Annotated in this window: 20 protein-coding genes and 1 pseudogene; 12 read left to right on the top strand and 9 right to left on the bottom strand. The window is 42.4% G+C overall.

Translation table 11 applies throughout. From position 1 onward, the window contains the following. Window positions 1-43: 43 nt before the first annotated feature. The 3 genes from MSWH1_RS00695 to MSWH1_RS18670 all read right to left on the bottom strand — a co-directional run bounded on the left by MSWH1_RS00695 (window position 44) and on the right by MSWH1_RS18670 (window position 1,977). Entirely contained in the window at window positions 44-625 is a 582-nt protein-coding gene (locus MSWH1_RS00695) for a hypothetical protein (RefSeq protein ID WP_048125193.1), read from the bottom strand. A 612-nt stretch (window positions 626-1,237) separates the two neighbouring features. After that, window positions 1,238-1,777, bottom strand: coding sequence for a molybdenum cofactor biosynthesis protein B (locus tag MSWH1_RS00690; RefSeq protein WP_048125191.1), 540 nt, complete (start codon window positions 1,775-1,777; stop codon window positions 1,238-1,240). 23 nt (window positions 1,778-1,800) lie between these two features. Then, window positions 1,801-1,977 (bottom strand): hypothetical protein, encoded by a 177-nt coding sequence (locus tag MSWH1_RS18670; RefSeq protein ID WP_156148040.1) that lies wholly within the window; start codon window positions 1,975-1,977, stop codon window positions 1,801-1,803. Window positions 1,978-2,095: 118 nt separating this feature from the next. On the opposite strand from MSWH1_RS18670, the gene MSWH1_RS00685 reads away from it, so the two are divergent. The 3 genes from MSWH1_RS00685 to MSWH1_RS00675 all read left to right on the top strand — a co-directional run bounded on the left by MSWH1_RS00685 (window position 2,096) and on the right by MSWH1_RS00675 (window position 4,799). Next, window positions 2,096-3,235, top strand: coding sequence for a DUF1786 domain-containing protein (locus MSWH1_RS00685; RefSeq protein ID WP_048125189.1), 1,140 nt, complete (start codon window positions 2,096-2,098; stop codon window positions 3,233-3,235). A 393-nt stretch (window positions 3,236-3,628) separates the two neighbouring features. Beyond that, a complete protein-coding gene (locus MSWH1_RS00680) occupies window positions 3,629-4,150 on the top strand; it encodes a 50S ribosomal protein L16 (RefSeq protein ID WP_048125188.1) in 522 nt (173 codons plus the stop codon). Between the two features lie 37 nt (window positions 4,151-4,187). Further along, window positions 4,188-4,799 (top strand): translation initiation factor IF-2 subunit beta, encoded by a 612-nt coding sequence (locus tag MSWH1_RS00675; RefSeq protein ID WP_048125187.1) that lies wholly within the window; start codon window positions 4,188-4,190, stop codon window positions 4,797-4,799. Between the two features lie 351 nt (window positions 4,800-5,150). Here the strand turns inward: MSWH1_RS00675 and MSWH1_RS00670 are convergent, their stop codons facing one another. Then, complete coding sequence (locus MSWH1_RS00670) at window positions 5,151-5,399, bottom strand: transposase (RefSeq protein ID WP_231585690.1); 249 nt, start codon at window positions 5,397-5,399, stop codon at window positions 5,151-5,153. 334 nt (window positions 5,400-5,733) lie between these two features. Between MSWH1_RS00670 and MSWH1_RS00665 the strand changes: the two genes are divergently transcribed. Then, window positions 5,734-6,948, top strand: coding sequence for a radical SAM protein (locus tag MSWH1_RS00665; RefSeq protein WP_048125184.1), 1,215 nt, complete (start codon window positions 5,734-5,736; stop codon window positions 6,946-6,948). Window positions 6,949-6,972: 24 nt separating this feature from the next. On the opposite strand, the gene MSWH1_RS00660 is transcribed toward MSWH1_RS00665, so the two are convergent. Then, window positions 6,973-7,143 carry a hypothetical protein gene (locus MSWH1_RS00660; protein ID WP_048130135.1) on the bottom strand — a complete coding sequence of 57 codons (171 nt, stop codon included), beginning with the start codon at window positions 7,141-7,143 and terminating at the stop codon, window positions 6,973-6,975. A gap of 490 nt (window positions 7,144-7,633) precedes the next feature. Here MSWH1_RS00660 and MSWH1_RS00655 point away from each other — a divergent pair, with 490 nt between their 5' ends. Together MSWH1_RS00655 and MSWH1_RS00650 are read left to right on the top strand one after the other, a co-directional pair. Beyond that, entirely contained in the window at window positions 7,634-8,947 is a 1,314-nt protein-coding gene (locus MSWH1_RS00655; protein WP_197073999.1) for a tryptophan--tRNA ligase, read from the top strand. Between the two features lie 147 nt (window positions 8,948-9,094). After that, window positions 9,095-10,573, top strand: coding sequence for a phenylalanine--tRNA ligase subunit alpha (locus tag MSWH1_RS00650; protein ID WP_048125181.1), 1,479 nt, complete (start codon window positions 9,095-9,097; stop codon window positions 10,571-10,573). 388 nt (window positions 10,574-10,961) lie between these two features. On the opposite strand, the gene argB is transcribed toward MSWH1_RS00650, so the two are convergent. Beyond that, window positions 10,962-11,861, bottom strand: a complete 900-nt coding sequence (gene argB, locus MSWH1_RS00645; protein WP_048130134.1) for an acetylglutamate kinase — start codon at window positions 11,859-11,861, stop codon at window positions 10,962-10,964. A gap of 286 nt (window positions 11,862-12,147) precedes the next feature. Next, entirely contained in the window at window positions 12,148-12,432 is a 285-nt protein-coding gene (locus tag MSWH1_RS00640) for a non-histone chromosomal MC1 family protein (protein WP_048125178.1), read from the bottom strand. A gap of 434 nt (window positions 12,433-12,866) precedes the next feature. Between MSWH1_RS00640 and mptA the strand changes: the two genes are divergently transcribed. The 3 genes and pseudogenes from mptA to tnpC all read left to right on the top strand — a co-directional run bounded on the left by mptA (window position 12,867) and on the right by tnpC (window position 16,023). Beyond that, a complete protein-coding gene (gene mptA, locus MSWH1_RS00635; RefSeq protein WP_048125176.1) occupies window positions 12,867-13,823 on the top strand; it encodes a GTP cyclohydrolase MptA in 957 nt (318 codons plus the stop codon). A 290-nt stretch (window positions 13,824-14,113) separates the two neighbouring features. Then, window positions 14,114-14,443, top strand: a complete 330-nt coding sequence (locus MSWH1_RS00630) for a DUF2098 domain-containing protein (RefSeq protein WP_048125174.1) — start codon at window positions 14,114-14,116, stop codon at window positions 14,441-14,443. 127 nt (window positions 14,444-14,570) lie between these two features. Continuing rightward, window positions 14,571-16,023: pseudogene (gene tnpC, locus MSWH1_RS00620) on the top strand (IS66 family transposase). A 106-nt stretch (window positions 16,024-16,129) separates the two neighbouring features. Here the strand turns inward: tnpC and MSWH1_RS00615 are convergent. After that, window positions 16,130-17,563 (bottom strand): methanogenesis marker 14 protein, encoded by a 1,434-nt coding sequence (locus MSWH1_RS00615; RefSeq protein WP_048125170.1) that lies wholly within the window; start codon window positions 17,561-17,563, stop codon window positions 16,130-16,132. A gap of 920 nt (window positions 17,564-18,483) precedes the next feature. Between MSWH1_RS00615 and MSWH1_RS00610 the strand changes: the two genes are divergently transcribed. Then, window positions 18,484-19,647: a Coenzyme F420 hydrogenase/dehydrogenase, beta subunit C-terminal domain gene (locus MSWH1_RS00610; RefSeq protein ID WP_048125168.1), complete on the top strand. Its 1,164-nt coding sequence runs from the start codon at window positions 18,484-18,486 to the stop codon at window positions 19,645-19,647. A 98-nt stretch (window positions 19,648-19,745) separates the two neighbouring features. Here MSWH1_RS00610 and MSWH1_RS20430 read toward each other — a convergent pair whose 3' ends face one another. Next, the gene (locus MSWH1_RS20430) at window positions 19,746-19,871 is read right to left on the bottom strand and encodes a hypothetical protein (protein WP_255350475.1); all 126 of its coding nucleotides are present in this window, start codon (window positions 19,869-19,871) and stop codon (window positions 19,746-19,748) included. Window positions 19,872-20,241: 370 nt separating this feature from the next. Between MSWH1_RS20430 and MSWH1_RS19530 the strand changes: the two genes are divergently transcribed. Continuing rightward, window positions 20,242-20,433 carry a hypothetical protein gene (locus MSWH1_RS19530; RefSeq protein WP_197074609.1) on the top strand — a complete coding sequence of 64 codons (192 nt, stop codon included), beginning with the start codon at window positions 20,242-20,244 and terminating at the stop codon, window positions 20,431-20,433. A gap of 194 nt (window positions 20,434-20,627) precedes the next feature. Further along, on the top strand, window positions 20,628-20,909 hold the full coding sequence (gene gatC, locus MSWH1_RS00600) for an Asp-tRNA(Asn)/Glu-tRNA(Gln) amidotransferase subunit GatC (protein ID WP_048125165.1): 282 nt from the start codon (window positions 20,628-20,630) through the stop codon (window positions 20,907-20,909). Window positions 20,910-20,921: the final 12 nt, after the last annotated feature.

Here is a 20,921-nt window from a genome sequence, read left to right as displayed (position 1 = left end):
GGTTTTGAAATTTTTGAGTTTGGGTTTTATGTTCAGGAAGCGACTATAATTCCCCAAAAATACCGGGAGAGGAATCGGACCTCTTTCGTTCGTTCTTTGCCATAAGCACCAGGCATATCCCTATAAAGGGAAGCCCAAAGCCTACATATATCAGAAGCATGTTGTGGACCAAGCCATGTGGAAGATCTATGAGTGAAAAAGTCTCCATGAAGTAAATGAGACCGGTTATAAACGCATAAATGCTGACCACCTTAGCTACTGTAACGTATTTTTTTGCTGATCCTCTCTGTTCTTCGGGCACGGAGAGGATGAATAGTGCAGAAGCTGGTGCTGCAAGCACAAGAAGGAGCACAAACAGTTTTTCTGAAAAAAACAGGCTTAAGATCAATGTGAGAATAACAATAAGAAGGGGGAGTCCCAGAAACCATTTATCGGACTTTCTCTGGTTGAGGGCAACAAAATAAAGTGATCCAAAAACCGAAAGTGGATATAGTACGGCAAAAGCTGTAGTTATGCCATATAAAGCCGGTTCATAACTATGAGTTCTAGCTAATGCAATTGTTCCTGCTATCCATACAAAAAAATAACAAGCAGAAGTACAGAGCAATGCTATATTGTATACCATCTATTAGAAAATGGTTTTGAAGAGATTTATCGATATCCAATGATTGAAACAAATTATATGTGTGAACTTCAACCGATTTTCTTTAAAATAAATATAAGGTTTATATCCAGCATCCTTTATTTGCATAAATAAGGGAAGGTAAAAAGGAATTACTTTTTTGCTGTTATTGTTTTACCTGTTTGCTTTTCCACCTTGCTTGTTCACCACCTTTTAAAGAGCTTCTCGTAAGTTTCTCCTAAATCAAAAGGGCTCCCTGCCAATTATGCTTCTTCCAAGTTTGCAAGTTAGATCCGGGTGGGGGTGGAGTGTTAGATGCTTTGGGTTCTTTTATGGGGACGAAGGGCAAGATTTTCCATTTTTATTCATCAGTTTCTATCAGTTTTTATCAATTTGATAGATTTTGATAGATATTGATATTTGCTTTCCGATCAAATCGATTGATTATAATTGATTAGAACGTTTTTGGACTCTGGTCCAAAATCTAATGATTTATTAATTATACATTCATCAATGGATTTTGGTACTGAGTCCGTTTTTACCTCTAACACTATCGATATATTTCAATGTAAAAAGGCGCAGCCCGGAAAAAGAAACCAGGAAAAAAGGAGGGAATTATTCCCTTACATGCCTGACAATGTGCCCGGCTTCAGGAATGATAATCTTAGAAAGGGCAAGCTTCACCGCATTCGGGGACCCCGGCAGGCAGAATACAGCCTTTCCTTTTATTACACCTGCCGACGCCCGGGTAAGGATTACCGACGTCCCTATCTCTTCAAAGCTTTTATATCTGAAAAGTTCCCCGAAGCCAGGGATTTCCTTCTCAAAAAGAGGAGCTACAGACTCGATAGTGAGGTCTTTTGGAGCAAGCCCTGTGCCCCCGCTTGTTACAACAATATCCGCAGAGCTGCCAAGAGCGGCAAAAACGGCATCATGAATTGCATTCTTTTCGTCAGGCACAAGCCTGTAGAAAGAAACGGTGTTTCCTGCGGCCTCAAGAAGTTCTTTCATAGCTTTTCCAGAAAGGTCTTCCGCCCCATCAGGAGAAACTGCATCCCCATACTTTTCGTACCTTGAGGTCGAAATTGTAATTATGGCAAAAGAATAAGATTTTCTGGCGTCTTTTTTGTGAATTTCAGGAATGGATTCTTTCATGAAAACGGCACTCTCCAATATATTCAGATAATTCTCCTGTTATGGGTATCCGGTTCAATATCCACATTTATGATTTTCATATAATACTTTTCTTCCTGTTTACCCTGTATCCTGTTCAGTTTCCACATTATGATTTTCATATAATACTTTTCTTCCTGTTTACCCTGTATCCTGTTCAGTTTCCACATTATGATTTTCATATTATGCTTTTTCTTCCTGTTGTTCTGTATCCTGTTGTCCTGTATCCTGTTGTTCTGTATCCTGCACTGTTACTTGCCTGCCCATATTTTAATAACTTATCAGCTCAATGCTCAGGGTATGCATATACTTACGGCAGATATAGGTACAGGTACGCAGGATCTCCTGCTCTTTGACTCGGCAAAAGAAGTTGAAAACAGCTTGATAATGGTCATGCCGGCTCCCACACAGGTTACTGCGGAAAGAGTGCGGAGAGTAACAAAGGCAGGAAAGGCGCTTGTACTTACCGGGACCATAATGGGAGGGGGACCCTCGGCATGGGCTGTCCGCACTCACCTGAAAGCAGGGCTTCCTGTGTATGCCACTGAAGAAGCTGCTCTGACCATTCATGACAACCTTGAGAAAGTGAAGGCTTTTGGAGTAAGGATAGTCTCGGAGGAAGAGGCAAAGAAACTTGCAGGTTCAGGGGAGGCGCTGGAAGTTATTATGCAGGACTTTGACCCCTGCGCCGTTTCATGCGCACTTTCAAATTTTGAAGTAAGGATGCCGGAAAATTATGCAGTGGCAGTGCAGGACCACGGAAACGCCCCGGACAAGAGCAACAGGGTGTACAGGTTTGAACTTCTGAAAGAACTTATAGAGAAAGGAGGAAAGCTCGAAAACTTCGTTTACCGCCCCGAAGAAATCCCACGGGCTTTTACCCGCATGAAAGCCCAGGCAGATTCGCTTCTTAAATCCACGACTGTCCTTAAGACACGGGCAGTTTTCATGGATACGGGGCCTGCAGCCGTATTTGGGGCTCTTACCGACCCTGCTGCCGTCCAGCCTTCCATCGTGGTCAATATAGGAAACGGGCATACTCTTGGGGCACTTGTAAATGAAAACAGGATTACAGCTATTTTTGAGCACCACAGTTCCAGCATGAACCCGGAAAAACTCCAGGATTATATAATCAGGCTTGCCGGGGGGACCCTTGGCTTTGAGGAAGTCTTTAATGACGGAGGGCATGGTGCATATATAAAGGAAGCCTCCGGCATTGAACAGGTATGTTCGATAATGATTACCGGCCCTAAAAGGGAGATGCTTGAAAAGCTCCCGGGCTCAGAGGTCAGGCAGGAAATTTCAAAAAAGCTGCATTTTGCTGCACCCTTCGGGAGTATGATGCTTTCAGGCTGCTTTGGGCTTCTTGCAGGATTTTATGAGACATACCCGGAGCCGTCAATAAAATATAAACCACAAAGAGCCGTCAATAAGATATAAACCACAAGAGACCATCAATAAAATATAAACCATAAGAGGCTATCAATAAAACTTATAAACCACCAGAAGCCATCAATAAAACTTATAAACAACTAAGTAGTAGGGATTAAGTCACCTAAGCCCGGGATATATAATATTTAAGGGGCTGTAAAATATCAGGCATGAAATTCCCTATCGGAAAACCTGGAGACTCAGAAGTTTCCTGCCAGAACCCACAAGGGCGGATTTACAGATAAATGTAAATACATGCAGTGATTTCTATATGCACATATCTCATACTGAATGGTTTGCTAAACGATTTTTTGCGAACGTGATGCAAACATTTATATGCGGGAACAAATCCGTTACAACAAATTTCTATTAAAATCATTATCTTTCAGGAGAATCAAGCTAATGGTACGAAAGCCAGGAAGTATGTACAGAAACGTTAGACAGCGCTCATTTACCAGAAAAAAATACATGGGCGGTGTTCCCGGAAGTCAGGTTATTCACTATGACATGGGAGACAAAGCAAATACCTCCTTCCCAATTAAAATTTCCCTGCTTGTAGAAGAAAAATGCCAGATCAGGCACGTTGCTCTCGAAGCAGCCCGTATTACAGCAAACAGGCACCTGAGTGCAGATGCCGGAAAGATGGGCTTTTACATGAAGCTCCGTGTTTACCCCCATGAAGTACTCAGGGAAAACAAGCAGGCAACAGGCGCTGGTGCTGACCGTGTATCCAGTGGGATGCGCAGGGCTTTTGGAAAGAATGTCGGTACTGCAGCAAGGGTAGAAGCAATGCAGAAGATCTTTACAGTGGCAATTGAGAAGCAGAACTTCCAGGCTGCAAAGAAAGCTCTCTGGCACGCTGGACAGAAACTGCCCACCCCCTGCAGAATCGTTATCGATGAAGGCGCAGAACTGGTACAGTAACCGGTAAAGCCGTAAAGATTACAAGGGAGTCTAAAGAATGTATGATTACGAAGAGCTTTTGGATCGTGCAATGGCAAAGATGCCGGACACTGAGACTACTGACGCTCGATTCGTAATCCCTGATCCCAAACTCTTTTCCGAAGGTAAAACCACAATTCTGGATAACTTTGGAAATATTGCAGACACCCTTAACCGGGACCCTGACCACCTGATGAAATATCTCACCAGGGAACTGGGGACTGCAGGGAAGATAGAAGGCACACGTGCAGTCTTCCAGGGCAGGTTTACGAGAGCTCAGATTACAGATAATATTCAGGCATATGTTGACGAATACGTTATGTGTTCGGAATGCGAACGCCCTGATACCCAGCTTGTCAGGGTAGACAGAGTACTTATCCTGAAATGTTCTGCCTGCGGGGCTCACAGACCTGTCAAAAAGAGAAAGGTAAGCAACGTGGTTGTCAGGGATGCTATCGAGGAAGGAGGAACCTACGAACTCCGGATAGATGCCGTTGGGTCCAAAGGTGACGGGATAGCAAAAATCGATAAATATACTGTCTTTGTTCCCGGTGCCGGAAAAGGCGACGTGGTAAAAGTGAAGATAAAGAAAATCAGCGGAAACCTCGCCTTCTCAGAAAGGGCGGCATGAGGTTCAAGCTTTTTTACTAATTAAAGAGGCAGTCCGGACTGACTAAGGATTAATTCAGCCCTCGCGTCCGGACAGCCCAAGTCCTCATTTTCAAGAATGATACATTTTCAAGTATGATACATTTTCAAGTATGATACATTTTCAAGTATGATACATTTTCAAGTATGATACATTTTCAAGTATGGAGCCTATCCGATAGAGTCGTAAAAGTAGGCAATGTTCAGCCAACATAAAAATTTCAGCGCAAAATTTTGCACTTCATAAATATCCTCCAGTTTTTGGAGTAATTTTCATCAAAACAATTCATTCTTTTCATCCTTTTCTTTCAATTTTTCATTCATTTTACATATTTTATGATGCCAATTGATAGCCACAACTATTCATTGCGATAAATCTTTTTACGTTGACCATAATTTCACTCATTGTTGCTTGTATATTCATCTTTGGAAGTCCCCAATATTTTACCCTCTCCAATCCATGATGTCTTTTCATTTCTCCTTGCTTTGGTTCGATATGAGCTCTTTGTTTCATATCTTCCTTGAAATGATCAGTTTTATTGTATTCTCTTGCTCTTTTTAGTAGCTCATAATGTTGACTGATGGTAATCGTCCTTCTTTAGCCGTCACAGAACAACCTATGTAGAGTTCCTATATGACGTTTTGATTTTCAATAGGAAATCTGCAGAGTATATTCTGATACGGAGACTTAGTGTTCGATATCCAACATAGCTTTGTGTTCAGTATTATATTCAAGCAGTGCCTGTTTTCAAAGAGTTTACGGTCCTCTGAGGCTGGTTTAAAGTTATTTTTCAAATAGAACAGCTACGTTTATCCCGGGAAAAAATAGTGATTTGATGAGTGGTTTAAACCGGAGACGGATTTAAATATTAGACAGTTAAATTAGGAACTCGTAAGAAAATGACCCGTGAGGAAAAATGACTTCTGAAAAAAAAAATGTGTCGGACCCTCCCGCAAGGAACAGAAATATAGAACTTTTCTCCATGCCAGGGCTATCTGTGAACCTTCGGCGGCATGAAGGGAAAGCTCTGAAACTTACAGCAAGCGGACCCCTGAAAGCAGCCTGCAGCCCTATACTGAAAAAGATTAGTTCACGCCTGCAGGAGGAAAAACCGGCTCTTGTACAGGAGGACAGGGTTATTCCTTCAGCATGGCTGCCTCCCATACCAGGCCCCGTTTTCAGGCGTCTCATTTTTGCAGAAATTCAGATATCCCTGGGAAAATACGTTCCTGAAACCGTCTCCATCGAACTCACCCACCAGAACAGTTCAAGGTACCCGCCGGGAACAGCCGTTGACGAACTGGATACAGGCACAATTAAAAGAGTAATAGACGACGCCCTGGAACTTGGCACCTTCATAATCACTTTTACCGAAAATGACCCCCTGCTGCGGGAAGATGTCTTCGAGCTTATCGAGTATGTGGACAAAAGCCGTGCTATAGTGAACTGTTCCACCTGGGGCACGGATTTTTCAAAAGAAACTGCCCTTAAACTGAAAGAAGCCGGACTTCATTCCCTCATGGTTGGTGTTTATTCAACTAATCCCGAAAAACACGATGCTGCCCGAAACTCCGCAGGAGCGTACGCCCGGGCTGTCTCTGCCATAAAAATGGCTCTGGAAGCCGGGCTTCTGGTTGTAATGACAACTCACGCCTCTCCCTCAAACATGCAGGAACTTCCTGCCCTCTATACTCTTGCATCGGAACTCGGGGTTCAGGAGTTTTCAGTCTGGGAAGCAATGCCAAAAACCAGAGGTGAACCTGTGCTTAATGACAGTAACCGGAAAACAATTCTGGAAATGTACCGGAGGATTAACTCGGACCCGAAAGGCCCACGCATGTTTGCAAACACTTATTTTGAAGGCCAGATGATGGGTGCAATGGCAGGCAGGCGCTGGATGCATGTAACCGCAGATGGCGACGTAAAACCAAGCCCTTACCCTCCTTTCAGGTTCGGAAATGTAAAAGAAGTGCCCTTAAAAGAGATCTGGCAAAGGATGAGGAGCTATCCGTATTTCCAGAGGCAGAAAAGTTTGAGCCCTATGCACGACCCTGAGTTTATGGAATTCGTTGACAAGATCCCTGAAGAGGCAAAACTGCCTTATCCTTTTGAAAAGATTTGCGAGAAATAACCTTATTAAGGTTCAGAGACCCATTCAAAACCTGAGACTTTGATAAGGATCTAAACTTTCGGATAGGAGCAAAGCTACATCAATATCATTGAAATATTTCCTTTCAAGAAATGAACCGAAGATGTAGGCTGCATCTACATCTTTCAATCCGGATAAAATATTTATTATATCTGCTAAAAATAAGCTCTTATCCATCTAATTACAATTGAGCTTTTGAATATATATTTCTGGAGGTTAGAGTCTGTACTTAGAGAAGTTTGAATCTGGTACTTGGAAAAAAATCTCCATCGATAATGTCCCCATTGAAAATAATTTCACTATTTGGTAGTCCATATCAGGAAAATTATCCATATCAGGAAAAAGATAATTGTTTTGGACTTATGTGTTCAAAAAACATAGCAATTGAAGGAAAAAGCACGAATAACTTTCCAAATATCTTTATACATTAAGGTTTCGTTTTTGATAGGAGAGTTACCTCCAAATGACCTTAAGAAAGGAAATATAAAGTAATGTTAATTTCTGGAACTGAATGCCAGAAGATAAACATTTACATATGAGCAGGTATTTTTAAAGAGCAATTTAGCCGGAACGGGATTTATACCCATATTAACGTTACCCTTATTTATGTAGCAAGAAAAAGCTGCCTGCGGCAACATTCCGGAAAAGGCAGCCCCTGAGGGACTTTATGAATACTAAACTTGACCCCTGGAGTTCAAGCAATATCACTGACTATTACAAGTTATTCGAAGAGTTTGGGATTTCTCCTTTTGAAAACGTACTTCCGGAAATCCCGTCCCCGCATATGTACATGCGGAGAAAAGTTATCTTCGGGCACCGTGATTACGAACAGATTGCAGAGGCCATGCGGACAGGTGCCCCTTTTTCAGTAATGGACGGCTTTATGCCCTCCGGAAAGGTTCACCTTGGGCACAAGATGGTCATGGACCAGATCGTCTGGCACCAAGAAATGGGAGCTTCGGCCTTTGTAGGGATTGCAGACAGGGAAGCTTTTTCAGTGCGTGGGTTTTCCTGGCAGAAATGTAAAGAAATCGGGGTAGAAGAATACATATTAAGCCTGATCGCCCTTGGATTCAAACCTGACGGCCTTATTTATTTCCAGTCAGGCTGCGGAAGCGTCAAAGACCTGGCATTTGAACTCGGAGTTAAAGTAAATTTCTCGGAACTGAGCGCCATCTACGGTTTTTCAGGAGAGACAGGCCTTTCCCACATGCTCAGCGTGGCAACCCAGGCCGCAGACATCCTCCAGCCCCAGCTTGAAGAATTCGGGGGGCCAAAACCAGTTGTAATTCCTGTAGGTCCGGACCAGGACCCTCACCTCCGCCTTACAAGGGGGCTTGCAGGCAAGATGAACATGTTCAGAGTAGAGGGGCGGGAAGACGTAAAGACAGGCAGGAAATACCTGAGCGTCCGGGGAAAAACCGCCCAGAAAGATGCTCTTCAGGAGCTCAAGAAACGCATTCCCGGGAAAGTAAAACTCTATGAAGAGCACATTGACGTGCTAGAGTATCCTGATCTTGCAGGGCTTGAAAAGCTTGTCAGGGAGGTAGCGGTCGAGTTCGGAGGCTACGCTTTCATTCCTCCTGCATCCACCTACCACAGATTCATGAGCGGGCTGCAGGGCGGGAAGATGTCCAGCAGCATCCCTGAAAGCCAGATTGCCCTTACGGACGACCCCAAAGAAGGAGAAAAAAAGGTAAAGAAGGCAAAGACCGGAGGCTGTGTAACCCTGGAAGAACAGAAAAAGCTTGGGGGAAAGCCCGAAGAGTGCTCTGTCTTCGAACTGATGCTTTTCCACCTGCTTGATGACGACAACGAACTGCTGGAAATCAAACAGGAATGTATCTCAGGCACAAGGATGTGTGGCTCGTGTAAACAGCTTGCAGCCGAAAAAATGAAAGAATTCCTTAAAGACCATCAGGAAAAGCGGGAACTTGCGCGGGAACAGCTTGATGAGTACAGAATAATCTACAAAAATTAAATTATTCAGAGATCTACAAAAATTAAATTATTCAGAGATCTACAAAAATTAAATTATTAGAGCCTTACCAAATTCCGATAACAAATCAAATTATTATAACAGATCAACTTTTTAATCATTTCAGGAAGATCAGGACGTGATTACAATATGAGTGCTCAGGATAACCTCACAATCAACGAGAAAAAGGTCTTACTCACCCTTGAGGAACTGGGGTCGACCGCCCCCGATAAACTGGAAGAGAAGTCGGGGCTGCAGGTGGATGCGGCAATGCAGGCAGCCTTCATGCTCCAGGAAAAAAAACTTGCTTCCGTTTCCGAAAAAGTGCTCGAACGTTACTCCCTTACAAAAGAAGGAGAAGAATATACGAAAACCGGACTTCCGGAGCGCCAGATAATTGACGCCCTGAAAGCTCCTACCTCTCTTGAAGAACTGAGGAGCCGTTTTTCCCCTCAGATCGTAGGAATTGCAACCGGCTGGCTCGTGAAAAAAGGATGGGCGAAGGTTGAAAACGGAGTAATGGTACCTTCGGGAAAAGCTCCTTCAGGCAAAGATGAAGAAGCCCTTGCAACTTTCGCAGGCAAGGCAAAGACTCTCGAAGAGCTTGCAGCCGATGAAAGGACTATAAAAGACCTGCTCAAGCGCAAACTTGTCATAAAACACGAAGAGAAGTTCAGGACTATTTCCATAACAGGTGAAGGAAGTGTTCTTGCAGCTCAAGGCATTATCCTTGAAGAAGAAATTGCCCAGATCACATCCGACCTGCTGAAGAGTGGCACCTGGAAAGGTAAAAAGTTCAGGCCTTATAGGCTTGACATCACTCCAAAACCCCTCTACGGAGCCAAAATCCACCCTTACAGGCGCCTGATTGAACAAATGCGCCAGATCTTCCTGGAAATGGGCTTTACAGAGATCAAAGGCGGTATCATCCAGAGCTCTTTCTGGAACTTCGATGCCCTCTTCCAGCCCCAGGACCACCCTGCAAGGGACATGCAGGATACCTTCCACCTTGGCAGTACCTGCCAGCTCCCGGCTGAATATCCGGAAAAAGTGGCAGCAATGCACGAGCGCGGAGGAGACATTGATTCCTGCGGCTGGGGAGGGATATGGGACAGGGAACTTGCCGAACGCAATGTACTCAGAACCCATACCACTTCAGTAACCATAAAGTACCTTGCAGACAACCCCGAACCGCCTGTAAAAGCCTTCTGCATTGACAGGGCTTACCGCAGGGAGACGATTGACCCGACCCATACCCCTGAATTCGAGCAGCTTGAAGGCGTGGTTATGGACAAAGACATGTCCTTTGCAGACCTGTTAGGCCTCCTGGCAGAGTTCTACCACAGGATGGGATTCGAAGAAATCCGTTTCCGTCCAGGCTATTTCCCCTATACCGAACCAAGTGTGGAACCTGAGGTTTATGTAGACGGCCTCGGCTGGGTTGAACTCGGAGGTGCAGGCGTTTTCAGAAAAGAAGTCACAGAACCTTTCGGGATCAAAGAACCCGTCCTTGCCTGGGGGCTCGGAGTAAGCCGGCTTGCCATGCTGAAACTAGGGCTTAAAGACCTGAGGCTTCTCTACCAGTCCGACATTGACTGGCTCAGGAAGAGCGAAGTATGCAGGCTCTGAAAACTTAAAGCTAAATATTCAAGCTTTAAAAACTTAAAGCAACTCGTGGGCTGTAAAAATTGCCTGTTTCAACCCGCAGGCAATTCTTTTTTTCATGATTTTGATCTTCCGTTACCAGGATGTTGAGACTTGATGCTCAATTAAAGCATGAGAAGTAAATCCATGAAAGCATGAGAAGTAAATCCATGAAAGCATGAGAAGTAAATCCATGAAAGCATGAGAAGTAAATCCATGAAAGCATAAGGAGTAAATCCATGGCTGCCCTCATCCCGAAGTCTTTCTTTTGTTAGAAGATAACTATCCCCACCCATTGGGCTGATGTACTCCGAAGAAGGTAGCTTCTCGTGCCCCCACACTCCAAGAGTTAAAGGCCACTGGTAACCCGTAGTTACTCCGGCGATTGGGCCGATCCGTATATCATTGTCCCGACTCCACCGTCTGTGAAGAGCTCAAGAAGCATGGAGTGGGAAACGCTCCCATTTATGATATGTGCCTTTTCTACCCCACTTTTAACCGCAACCGCAGCACCTTTGATTTTGGGGATCATGCCTCCCCTGATAACTTCTTCCTCAATAAGGGAATCAATTTCATCCAGATTTACGCGGGAAATGCGGCTGCTCAGATCTTTAATATCTCTCAGGAGACCTGAAACATCGGTCATAAGTATCAATTTTTTAGCATGCAAAGACGCTGCAATGTCTCCTGCAACCGTATCAGCATTGATATTTAGGGCATTACCTTTTGCATCCACAGCAATCGGAGAGATTACAGGAATATAGCCTTTTTCAAGCATTATATGGAGAATTTCCGGGTTTATGACCTCACTTTCCCCGACCCAGCCTATATCCACTTCAGTTTCCACACCGTCGATAAGTACACGTTTTGCAGCCTGTTTATGACCAAGGATCATTCTTCCGTCGTAGCCTGTAAATCCAACCCCTTTGCCGCCGAACATTCCGATAAGGGATACAATTTTAGTATTGATATTTCCGACAAGAACCATCCTTGCAATTTCCATAGTTTCATCATCTGTAATGCGAAGTCCCTGGAAAAACTCAGCCTTCTTGCCCATACGTTCCATTTTTTCAGTTATTTCAGGTCCGCCACCATGCACGATAACAGGTTTGATTCCCACATAACGCAGGAGGACAATATCTTTTATGATATCTTCCATGATCTGGACGCTGATCATTGCGTTTCCACCCACTTTGATAACCATGATTGAATCACAGAACTCCTGCATATAAGGCAGGGCTTCAATAAGCACATTCTCTCTTTTGAGTTCCATCATTTAGGAATCAGAAAATCTCTTTTTAAACTTATCGTTAAACCATACAGGTTATAGCTCAGAGAAATTCTGTAAAAAAAGAAAATATATCCAAATTTCATTAAAAATTTACAAACACATAGGAATAACACATAGGAATAACACATAGGAATAACACATAGGAATTATAGAAATAAGCCAGCCCGGATAGTATAAAATTAAAGAACTGCCCAGGCTAATTCTGCATATGGATATCAAAAAGAAAAAGAAAGAACCCCGGTTTTCAGGGTATGTGAGAAATACAGGTTTACTCGATTTTTTCGATCTTTTCTTTCTTGACAAAGGGCTTGCTGATTTTCTCCGGCATCCAGTCAGGCCTGTTTTTGGGGGCTGCGACAAGTTCCTTCCATGCCTTGAAAACGTGCACCTTCTTTGTCCCGCGTTCTCTGAGGCGGATGACATCCGGTTTGGATTTTGTACCGGCACCCCGGTTTGCAGCTTTCAAGGCAGCCTGCCGAGGCTGTTTTCCAGTGAAAACACCATGCTCATTGCCTTCTTCGTCTCGTAAAACAAAATTTCTTGTGTTGGACATAAAGGTCACCTCGCAAATTGTATTGCTAGACACTGATTAATTTTTAAAGTATATAAAATCTTTCTTCAGAATGTTGCCTATAGTTATTGGTTTATGCAAAATAGCCCTTAATCTGTGCAGGGTATATACACTAAATTTTTAGAGATTGTTGTCAAAATGGGAAATGTTTAAATATTTACTCATTGTTAAAAATATGACCTGAAATAGTATTCAGGAAAGGGTTTTTAGATACTTTTGAAAAAGATATTATATTGTACATTTGGAAAAAAAGCCTGGAAAGCACAAACTTTACATGCTATTACTTCTTATGGTCACTATATTTTTCCAAATGCATATAATAAAATTATGTATTTGTTAAAGATTTATTATGTATTTGTTAAGGATTAATTTTCTAAATCAAAAACAAACTCATCTTTTCACGGATCTGGTTAAACATGGAACAGTGTACTTTCAACCTCCCGGACGTCCAAGCCAGCAAACCAAACATAGCTATCAACCTCACCCGTGTTGGGGTAACAAACATGAAAAAGCTGGTTGAAATCAAACGAAAGGACAAACGTCCGATAGTGCTGATTTCAACTTTTGATGTCTTTGTTGACCTGCCTTCAGACCGTAAGGGAGCAAACCTTTCAAGAAACTTTGAAGCTGTAAACGAGGTACTGGAAAAGATTCTCAGCACACCGGTATATGAAATAGAACAACTGTGCAGCGATATTGCACATAACCTGCTTGGCCGCCATGAATATGCAAATCAGGCTGAAGTAAGGATGAAAAGCGAATATATGATAAGGCGCGCCTCCCCCTCAACAGGAATCAAGTGTCAGGAAGTCGTGAATATCTTTGCCGAAGCTTCGGCTGTAAGAGGTGACGGCGACAAAAACTACTTTGATGTGAAAAAACTCATCGGAGCTGAAGTGGTTGGAATGACTGCCTGTCCCTGCGCTCAGGAGATAATGAGAGATAAGGCTGCAAACGAGCTTGCCAATCTTGGGGTTGACAGGGATACAATTATAAAATTCCTGGAAAAAGTGCCAATGGCTACCCATAACCAGCGCGGAAGAGGCATTATCTCAATCAAGGTAGCTCACGACTTTGACGTTTCCCTTGAGAATATAATCAAGATAATAGAACGCTCTATGAGTTCAAGCATCTATGAGGTTCTGAAACGCTCGGACGAAAAAGTTGTTGTGGAAACCGCACACATGAACCCGAAGTTTGTGGAAGATTGTGTAAGGACAATGGCAGACAATGTTGTAAAAGAGTTCCCGAACCTTCCCGATAATGCGGTAATCACTATCAAACAGATTAATGAAGAGAGCATACACAGGCACAATGCATTTGCTGAGAGGGTGGCTCTCATGGGAGAACTCAGGAGTGAAATCAATCAGTAAAAAGCCCGAACTAGTCAACTACCCCTGAGCTAAAATACTCAGGGGCTCCTGATGAGGTTTTACGAAAGAAGGTAACTGATTTTGAGAAATCAGCAAACTTTAAATTCTTTTTTTATGTATCAAATTTTGAAGCCTCAATTAAGTATTTCAGGGCTTTTTTTGGAGTCATTTACGGTGAGACCACATAAACTTTATTAAAGGACCGGAATAACCTATTATAAGCTATTAAAGAAGGAATAGACTTGCAGGGCCTAAAATGCCAGCGTCCTGGAAGCTCTCGAGGTGAAAGCATGGCTGATGCTGAAGAAATAATAGCAGTAGGGCGCAACAAAAAGACCATCAGAGTGGGAGATGCGGTCAAATACGTAAATAGCGATACCGTTAGCAGGGTTAACGAGATCAAAAAGGACGACCAGGGAAAAGTCTGGGTCCTGCTCGAAAGTACCGACCTCTGGTATAGAGAAGAAACCCTGGAATTTACGGATATCAGACCCACAGAAAAGAGAGAAGAAAGGGAGTATACTGTCGAGGAACTGGAAGAAAGGTTCAGGAAAGATAGAGAAGTAGCTCAAAGCTTCGATCTTGAAAAAATTGGAGGAGGAGGAGGGGCAGGAGGGTAATTCTTCCCGCCTTTACTTTTTACTCAAAAATCATTGTAACAATTCAGGTAGCCTTTGAAAGGCTACAATTTTTCCTCTTTTCGAGGAAAAATTGCATATAAATTGAATCCTATTTTGTTTCGTTATTATGCTTACACGTGAAGAGATCCTCGTTATCTATGAAGCTGGTCCTGAAGCTGTAATTTCTGTAATCCAGAGACTTGAAACTATCATAGAAGAACAAGCTATTCGAATTGCTGAACTAGAAGAACGTGTAAGGATTTTAGAATCTCGCTTAAATCAAAATAGCAGAAACAGCAGTAAACCTCCTTCTACTGATTTTTTAGTCAAAGAAAAACCTAATCCCAAGAGTCTCCGGAAAAAGAGTGGGAAGAAACCTGGAGGTCAAGAAGGTCATCCAGGCACAACTCTTGATATGGTTAATGATCCTGATTAGGTAATTGAACATTCTTTGACCTGCTGCAAAGAATGTGGACATACTCTTGAGGATGTTGAAGTTGAAGCTTATGAGAGAAGACAAATTTTTGATATTCCTCCTGTAAATCTAATTGTTACGGAACATCGAAGTCAGATTAAGACCTGTACTCACTGTGGAAAATCAAATAAAGCTTCTTTTCCAGAATCTGTGAAATATCCCGTCCAGTATGGTCCTAATATTTTAGCTTCAGCAATTTACTGTAAAAACTACCAGTTTATTCCCTACAAAAGGATTTTAGAGTTTTTTGATGACGTTATGGGGATAAAAATCTGTTCTGCTACGATAATCAGAGCAGAAAAAGAATGCTTCCGGAATTTAGAGGAGTTTGAAAATGTGAGTCAGGAGAGGTTAATAACTTTCCTGTAATCCATTGTGATGAAACTGGGATGAAAATGAAGGAAAAAGGCATTGGCTTCATGTAGCTTCTAATGACAAATACACCTGTTATTTTGCTCACTCAAAAAGAGGATCAGAAGCAATTAATGCCATGGGAATTCTTCCAGAGTTTAAAGGAATAGCAGTTCATGACGGATGGAAACCCTATAACAGTTATGAATGTGATCATGCTCTTTGCAATGCTCATCTCCAGAGAGAACTTACTGGAATTGAGGAGAACTATAAACAGCAATGGGCTAAAGAGATGAATGAACTGTTAACAGAAATGAAAAAGTATACTGATGAGTGTAAAGAGCAGGTCAAAGATCTGGACTTTGAGCAAATTAAAGTGTTAGAAGAAAGGTTCGATGCTGTAGTCATGAAAGGGATTGAAGAAAATCCACCTTCTCTAAACCCTGAAAAACAAGGAAAACGTGGTAAAAATCCAAAAACAAAAGCAAGGAACCTACTTGACAGGTTTATAGAAAACAAAAAACAGATCCTGAGATTCCTCAATGACTTGAGAGTTCCGTTTGAGAATAACCAAGCAGAAAGAGACATAAGGATGATGAAATTACAGCAGAAAATATCAGGAACTTTCAGAACTATACAAGGAGCGGAAGCTTTCTGCAGAATTAGAGCTTATATCTCAACCATTAAAAAGAACGATTTACCTGTTATAGACGGTATTCTCGCGGCGCTCAAAGGAGCGCCGCTATTATTCTGAGAATTTCAGCATTTTGCTGAAAAAACATACTTTTTTATCAGTGGCTGAATAGTTACAAATCATTTTTTATTTTACCGATAAATTTCTTCGTTGACTTTGCATTTCGTTACCTCTTCTGCATTTTTATCCGCTGCGCAAGAATACATTTTCCGCCGTGTCTGCCACCAAGCGGTTTTTGCGGTGTACCAAGGGAGTTCATGCAGCGCGCCATAACAGCCGCACCTCTGGCAAGCCCGTCATCCACAAAGACCACTCTCTCATCGATTTTAGGAGCGAGGTTCATTTTTTCCAGGCAGCTCAGGATTAATTTAGGCTTGTTCCCGGTAATCCCGGCCCTGCCTGTAATTCCAAAAGTTGTATCTTCAAAAATGAGCCCTTCTTTTTTTGCGACCCCTATGAGCCTGCACACCACTCCAGCCATTACCTCATCAATGACAGCATAAACAATCGGAAGACCATGACTTTTGCAGATCTCCAGGCCTATTGCACTCAGCTTTCCCATATCTGAACCGTTTGCTCCTACATCGCATCCGATAAGCGTTACACCTATCTCCTCGGCTGCATCCGGCCTTACAGGAACACTGCCGTACCTCATTCTATCCTTTGGAACTTTTTCAATGATTATGAGCTCATGAATGCGCCTCGCATAATCTTCGATAGCTTTAGCCTTCATCTTCAGAGTGAGGAAAGAAGGCGGCTTCTGGTTCTCAAAAGCTTCCAGAGCGGTTCCTAACTTAGAATCAACGATTTTCGAACCCCGGATAATGGCATCAGGAATTGCACCTGCATAACCGCAGAAGTTTCCAATTGTTTTTGCATATGGCTGGTCCTGGCTTGTGATCCTTCCGTCAAGGGTCGTCCCGAAGTCGATTGAGATGCAGGGGTTCCTGAAATCAACATCAGTCAGTTTAGCCGCTTCCTTTATTCCTGCTGTTGCAAGCTCTCCCTCCATTTCGTTTGCAACAATTTCAACCCCTGTAGAACCAATCGGAGGCGTAACCCCAGCTACAGCCCCATCAAAGACAACTTTTTCCAGGTTACTGTATTTCTGGAGTTTTTTAGAAATATTCGAGATGGACATTGGAGGAGTCATGTTCTTTGGAGGGACACCTCCCAGTAGACACCCTTCTGCCAGGGCTTTGACAAATTCACCCACTTCCTCCGGACTGTCAAAGCCTGCAACGACACCCGTAGAGCGCACCACAAAATGAAGGTCAGTCTTTATGTCCAGGTTGGCTTTTTCCATGGCTTCGGTTAGAGTGCTACTCACCAGTTCTGCAACGGCTTCGCGCGTAAGTTCCACACCTGTAAGTGTCTTTCCAAACACGGTTTCTCCGGGTTTTGGAGGACGGACATCTCGGGTCATGCGCAAGACCTTGTTTATGATGTGGGTCCTTCCAGTTTCCATATTGACGGCTGTAAGGATAGATTTGGTGGTGGTATTTCCTACTTCTACCGAAGCTACGATAAAGAATGGTTTTGACTTGAGGTCAATCAAACGAACCTGAGGAGATTCTGCAATTCTGGGTTTCAGAGCCATTTTTATCCCTTCCTGAGGATCTGTACATAGTTTCAATTGAATCTGCATCCGGTACAGTTGAACTGCCGAAATCTAATTCAATTGAACTTGTACATAGAATGTAATAATAAATTTCATTTTAGAGATTAATTGCTTTTTACAGTTTAATCAAAGGTAATTCAAACTGATTCGAAACTGACTCAAACTAACTTAAACACTATTTAAATCTGGTCGAGTCTAACATAAATGATTCGAAACTGACTCAAACTAACTTAAACACTATTTAAATCTGGTCGAGTCTAACATAAATGAATTGGATACGGCAATTAGAAACCGGATGTTTTGAATATGGGAATATTCAGGAGGTATGTATCTTCAGGATATGATAAAGAGATATGACAAGAACACAATTTACCTGAAGTTTTAGGAAGGTATTAATCAAAGTCTATAATAATCTTTGCTAAAACACTTCAAAGTGCCAGTTTATTTAAGTCTTATCATAACTGATCCATCAGCGCTGGTTTTCACAACTATAATTTATTTTTATCCCTATTCGACTATCCTTATCAATTGTTTTTGTATCCATTTTTTATTGTATTCACTTATCTTCGGGTATCATTTTTGTCATGTACCTTATCATTAATCTCTCTTGATGTGGTACCTTTTCATTTATCCCTTAATGGCAATTTCTACAAAATATTCCCACTTCAAAGAAACGTTTTCAATCAAGCCTAAATTATTTACCTATAAGAATAAATTAGAGCACATAATTATAAAGAGCATAAATTATAAAGAGCATGATTATAATAACGCGCATGACTAGTACACACTTATGAAATATAATAATTAGATAATGAAGAACTGATTAATATATTTTCTTTCAGGAATGACGCATGTAGCGTTTCCTGAGATTCGGAAATAATAATCATCGGAGACCTTTAATGCCGCTAGATCCTATTTGCAAGAAAATTATATCTGACGATACTGAATACTTTTCGGATTACGGGGGAAAACATTACTATTTCTGCAGTACCGAATGCAAGCAGAAGTTCGATGTACTGGAAAAGAGTGTCATCCGGCTCAAGCGAAACCTGAGTGAAAAGGAAAAGATTTCCTTTGGAAAACTGAAAAAAGACATCATAAAACCAGGAATTTGCACCCTCTGCGGAGCCTGTGCAGCAAACTGTGAGTACATAACCATTGAGAACGGTGCGCCAAAACTGGTCGGCCCCTGCAAAGCCTGTGGGGTCTGCTATTACCAGTGCCCAAGGACAATCACCACAGAAGAAGGGCTAATCGGGAGCTTCCGATATGCCTACGCCGCAAAGTCTGCAATTCCCGAAATAAAGAGGCAGGACGGCGGAGCTGTGACCTCTTTCCTTCTATATGCACTGGACGAGGGACTGATAGATTGCGCTGTCGTCACAGCCCGCTCAAAGGAAGAACCCTGGAAACCCATACCCAAAGTAGCAACAACCAGGGAGGAGATTCTTGAGAGCGGAGGAAGCATCTACTCCCACTCAATGACTCTTGAAGCCCTGATGAGCGCAATCAAGCAGGGAAAGCAGAGTATCGCCTTTGTGGGAACGAGCTGCAACATCGACGCCGTCACAAAGATGCAGAAAAGCTCATACGGCTTACTACATCTCTTCATGCGGGCAAAAATTCTGAAACTGGGACTCTTCTGCATGGACACCTTCGCCTATGAAGGGATCAAGGCAGTGCTGGAAATTTATGGGATCACGCTAGAAAATGTAGAGGCCATGAAAATCCGAAAAGGAAAGTTCGAAGTTACACTGAAAAACGGAAAAGAACACGTCTTAGAACTCAGCGATTTCGATGAATACAGGAGTTCATCCTGCCAGTTCTGCACAGACCTAGCCTCTGAAAATGCGGACATCTCCTTTGGCGGAGTCGGCAGCCCCCAGGGCTGGACCACAGTCCTCACCCGTTCAGCCATAGGTTACGAGATCTTCAACGAAGCCGTAGACAACGGTTACATCGAAGCCCGACACCTCACCGACGAAGAACTCGAAAAAGTACTCAACCTGGCAAAGATGAAAAAGGTCCAGATGTATGCATTGCATATGAGGCAGAAAGTGTAAAAATCCAAAATGAAAAGGCAGTCATCTTAAGCAGAAAAAATATATGCCCCGAAATTGGATATAGCCACAGATAAGAGTTTAGGGGATAATTGCAGTGGTCAAACAGTAATAACATGGACAACGCTGCTTTGCGATTTCAGTGAATTATCGATTTCTTCATACTGAACAGGATTGGGAGCAGTTGCACCGCCTCCGAGTGCTACAGGTTCATCCGATTGGATCAAGTACTCTCCTCCTCATTCAGATAGGATCAAGTACTTCCCCCTCATTCAGATAGGATCAAGTACTTCCCCCTCATTCAGATAGGATCAAGTACTCCCTTCCTCTTTCAAATATTATATTTGTGGAAAAATTGAGGTCCTGTTTTGCCAATCTCCCAGTTTCCTTCAAACTCAATCACTTTGTTAGCTTTTGAAGATCGTTCTTTGCTTTTTGAAGAGTCTCACTAAATTGATCCACTGCTACTCTATTTATTATCACTTATTCACCTTGTTCCCGAATATTTGGAATCTTTGGGATTTCAGGGGAATTTCATGAGATTTTCTAAAGCTGATCTACGTAGATGGAAGAATCAATAAATTTGCAGATATGAATTTGCAGAATATTGCCACAGGCATATTTCCAGGCATATTTCCAGGCATATTTCCAGGCATATTTCCAGGCATATTTCCAGGCGTATTTCCAGGCGTATTTCCAGGCGTATTTCCAGGTGTATTTCCAGGCGTATTTCTAGCCAGTATGAAAATAATTAGCATTGAGTGTAGCAGAAGAATAAATAAGGAGTAATGGTAACTGAATGATTATCAGTATTTCAATTCGATCTGAAAAAAGAGAATATTTACACCAAATTATATTAAAAAATACTTCCCAGCATACCCCCCAAGATGAGATAGGAAGAATATATTTATTTCATAAACTGTTTCTAGTATGCATAATTAACGACATTTTATTCAGGATTATTCTATTTTTGAGGAATTTTAATGATCACAAAAGAGGATGTAGAACACATCGGCTGGCTTGCCCGCATTGAGATCAATGAGCAGGAAACAGTCGAATATATGGAAAAACTTAATTCAGTTTTGGAGTACTTCGGGCAGCTCGATGAGGTGCCGACCGAAGATGTTGCTCCCACATACCATGTTGCTGAGATCTATAATGTATTCAGGGAAGATGTGGTTGAAGAATGCCTCCCGCAAGAAACCGTTCTTGCAAACACCGAACACAAACAGGACGGGGCTTTCAGGGTCCCGAAGATCGGCTGAGGAGATGTTTTG

Origin of the sequence: Methanosarcina sp. WH1, from assembly GCF_000970005.1 — an archaeon.
GTDB lineage: Archaea > Halobacteriota > Methanosarcinia > Methanosarcinales > Methanosarcinaceae > Methanosarcina.
Note: the sequence above shows the minus strand (reverse complement) of the source record. Positions and strands in the feature narration are given on the sequence as shown.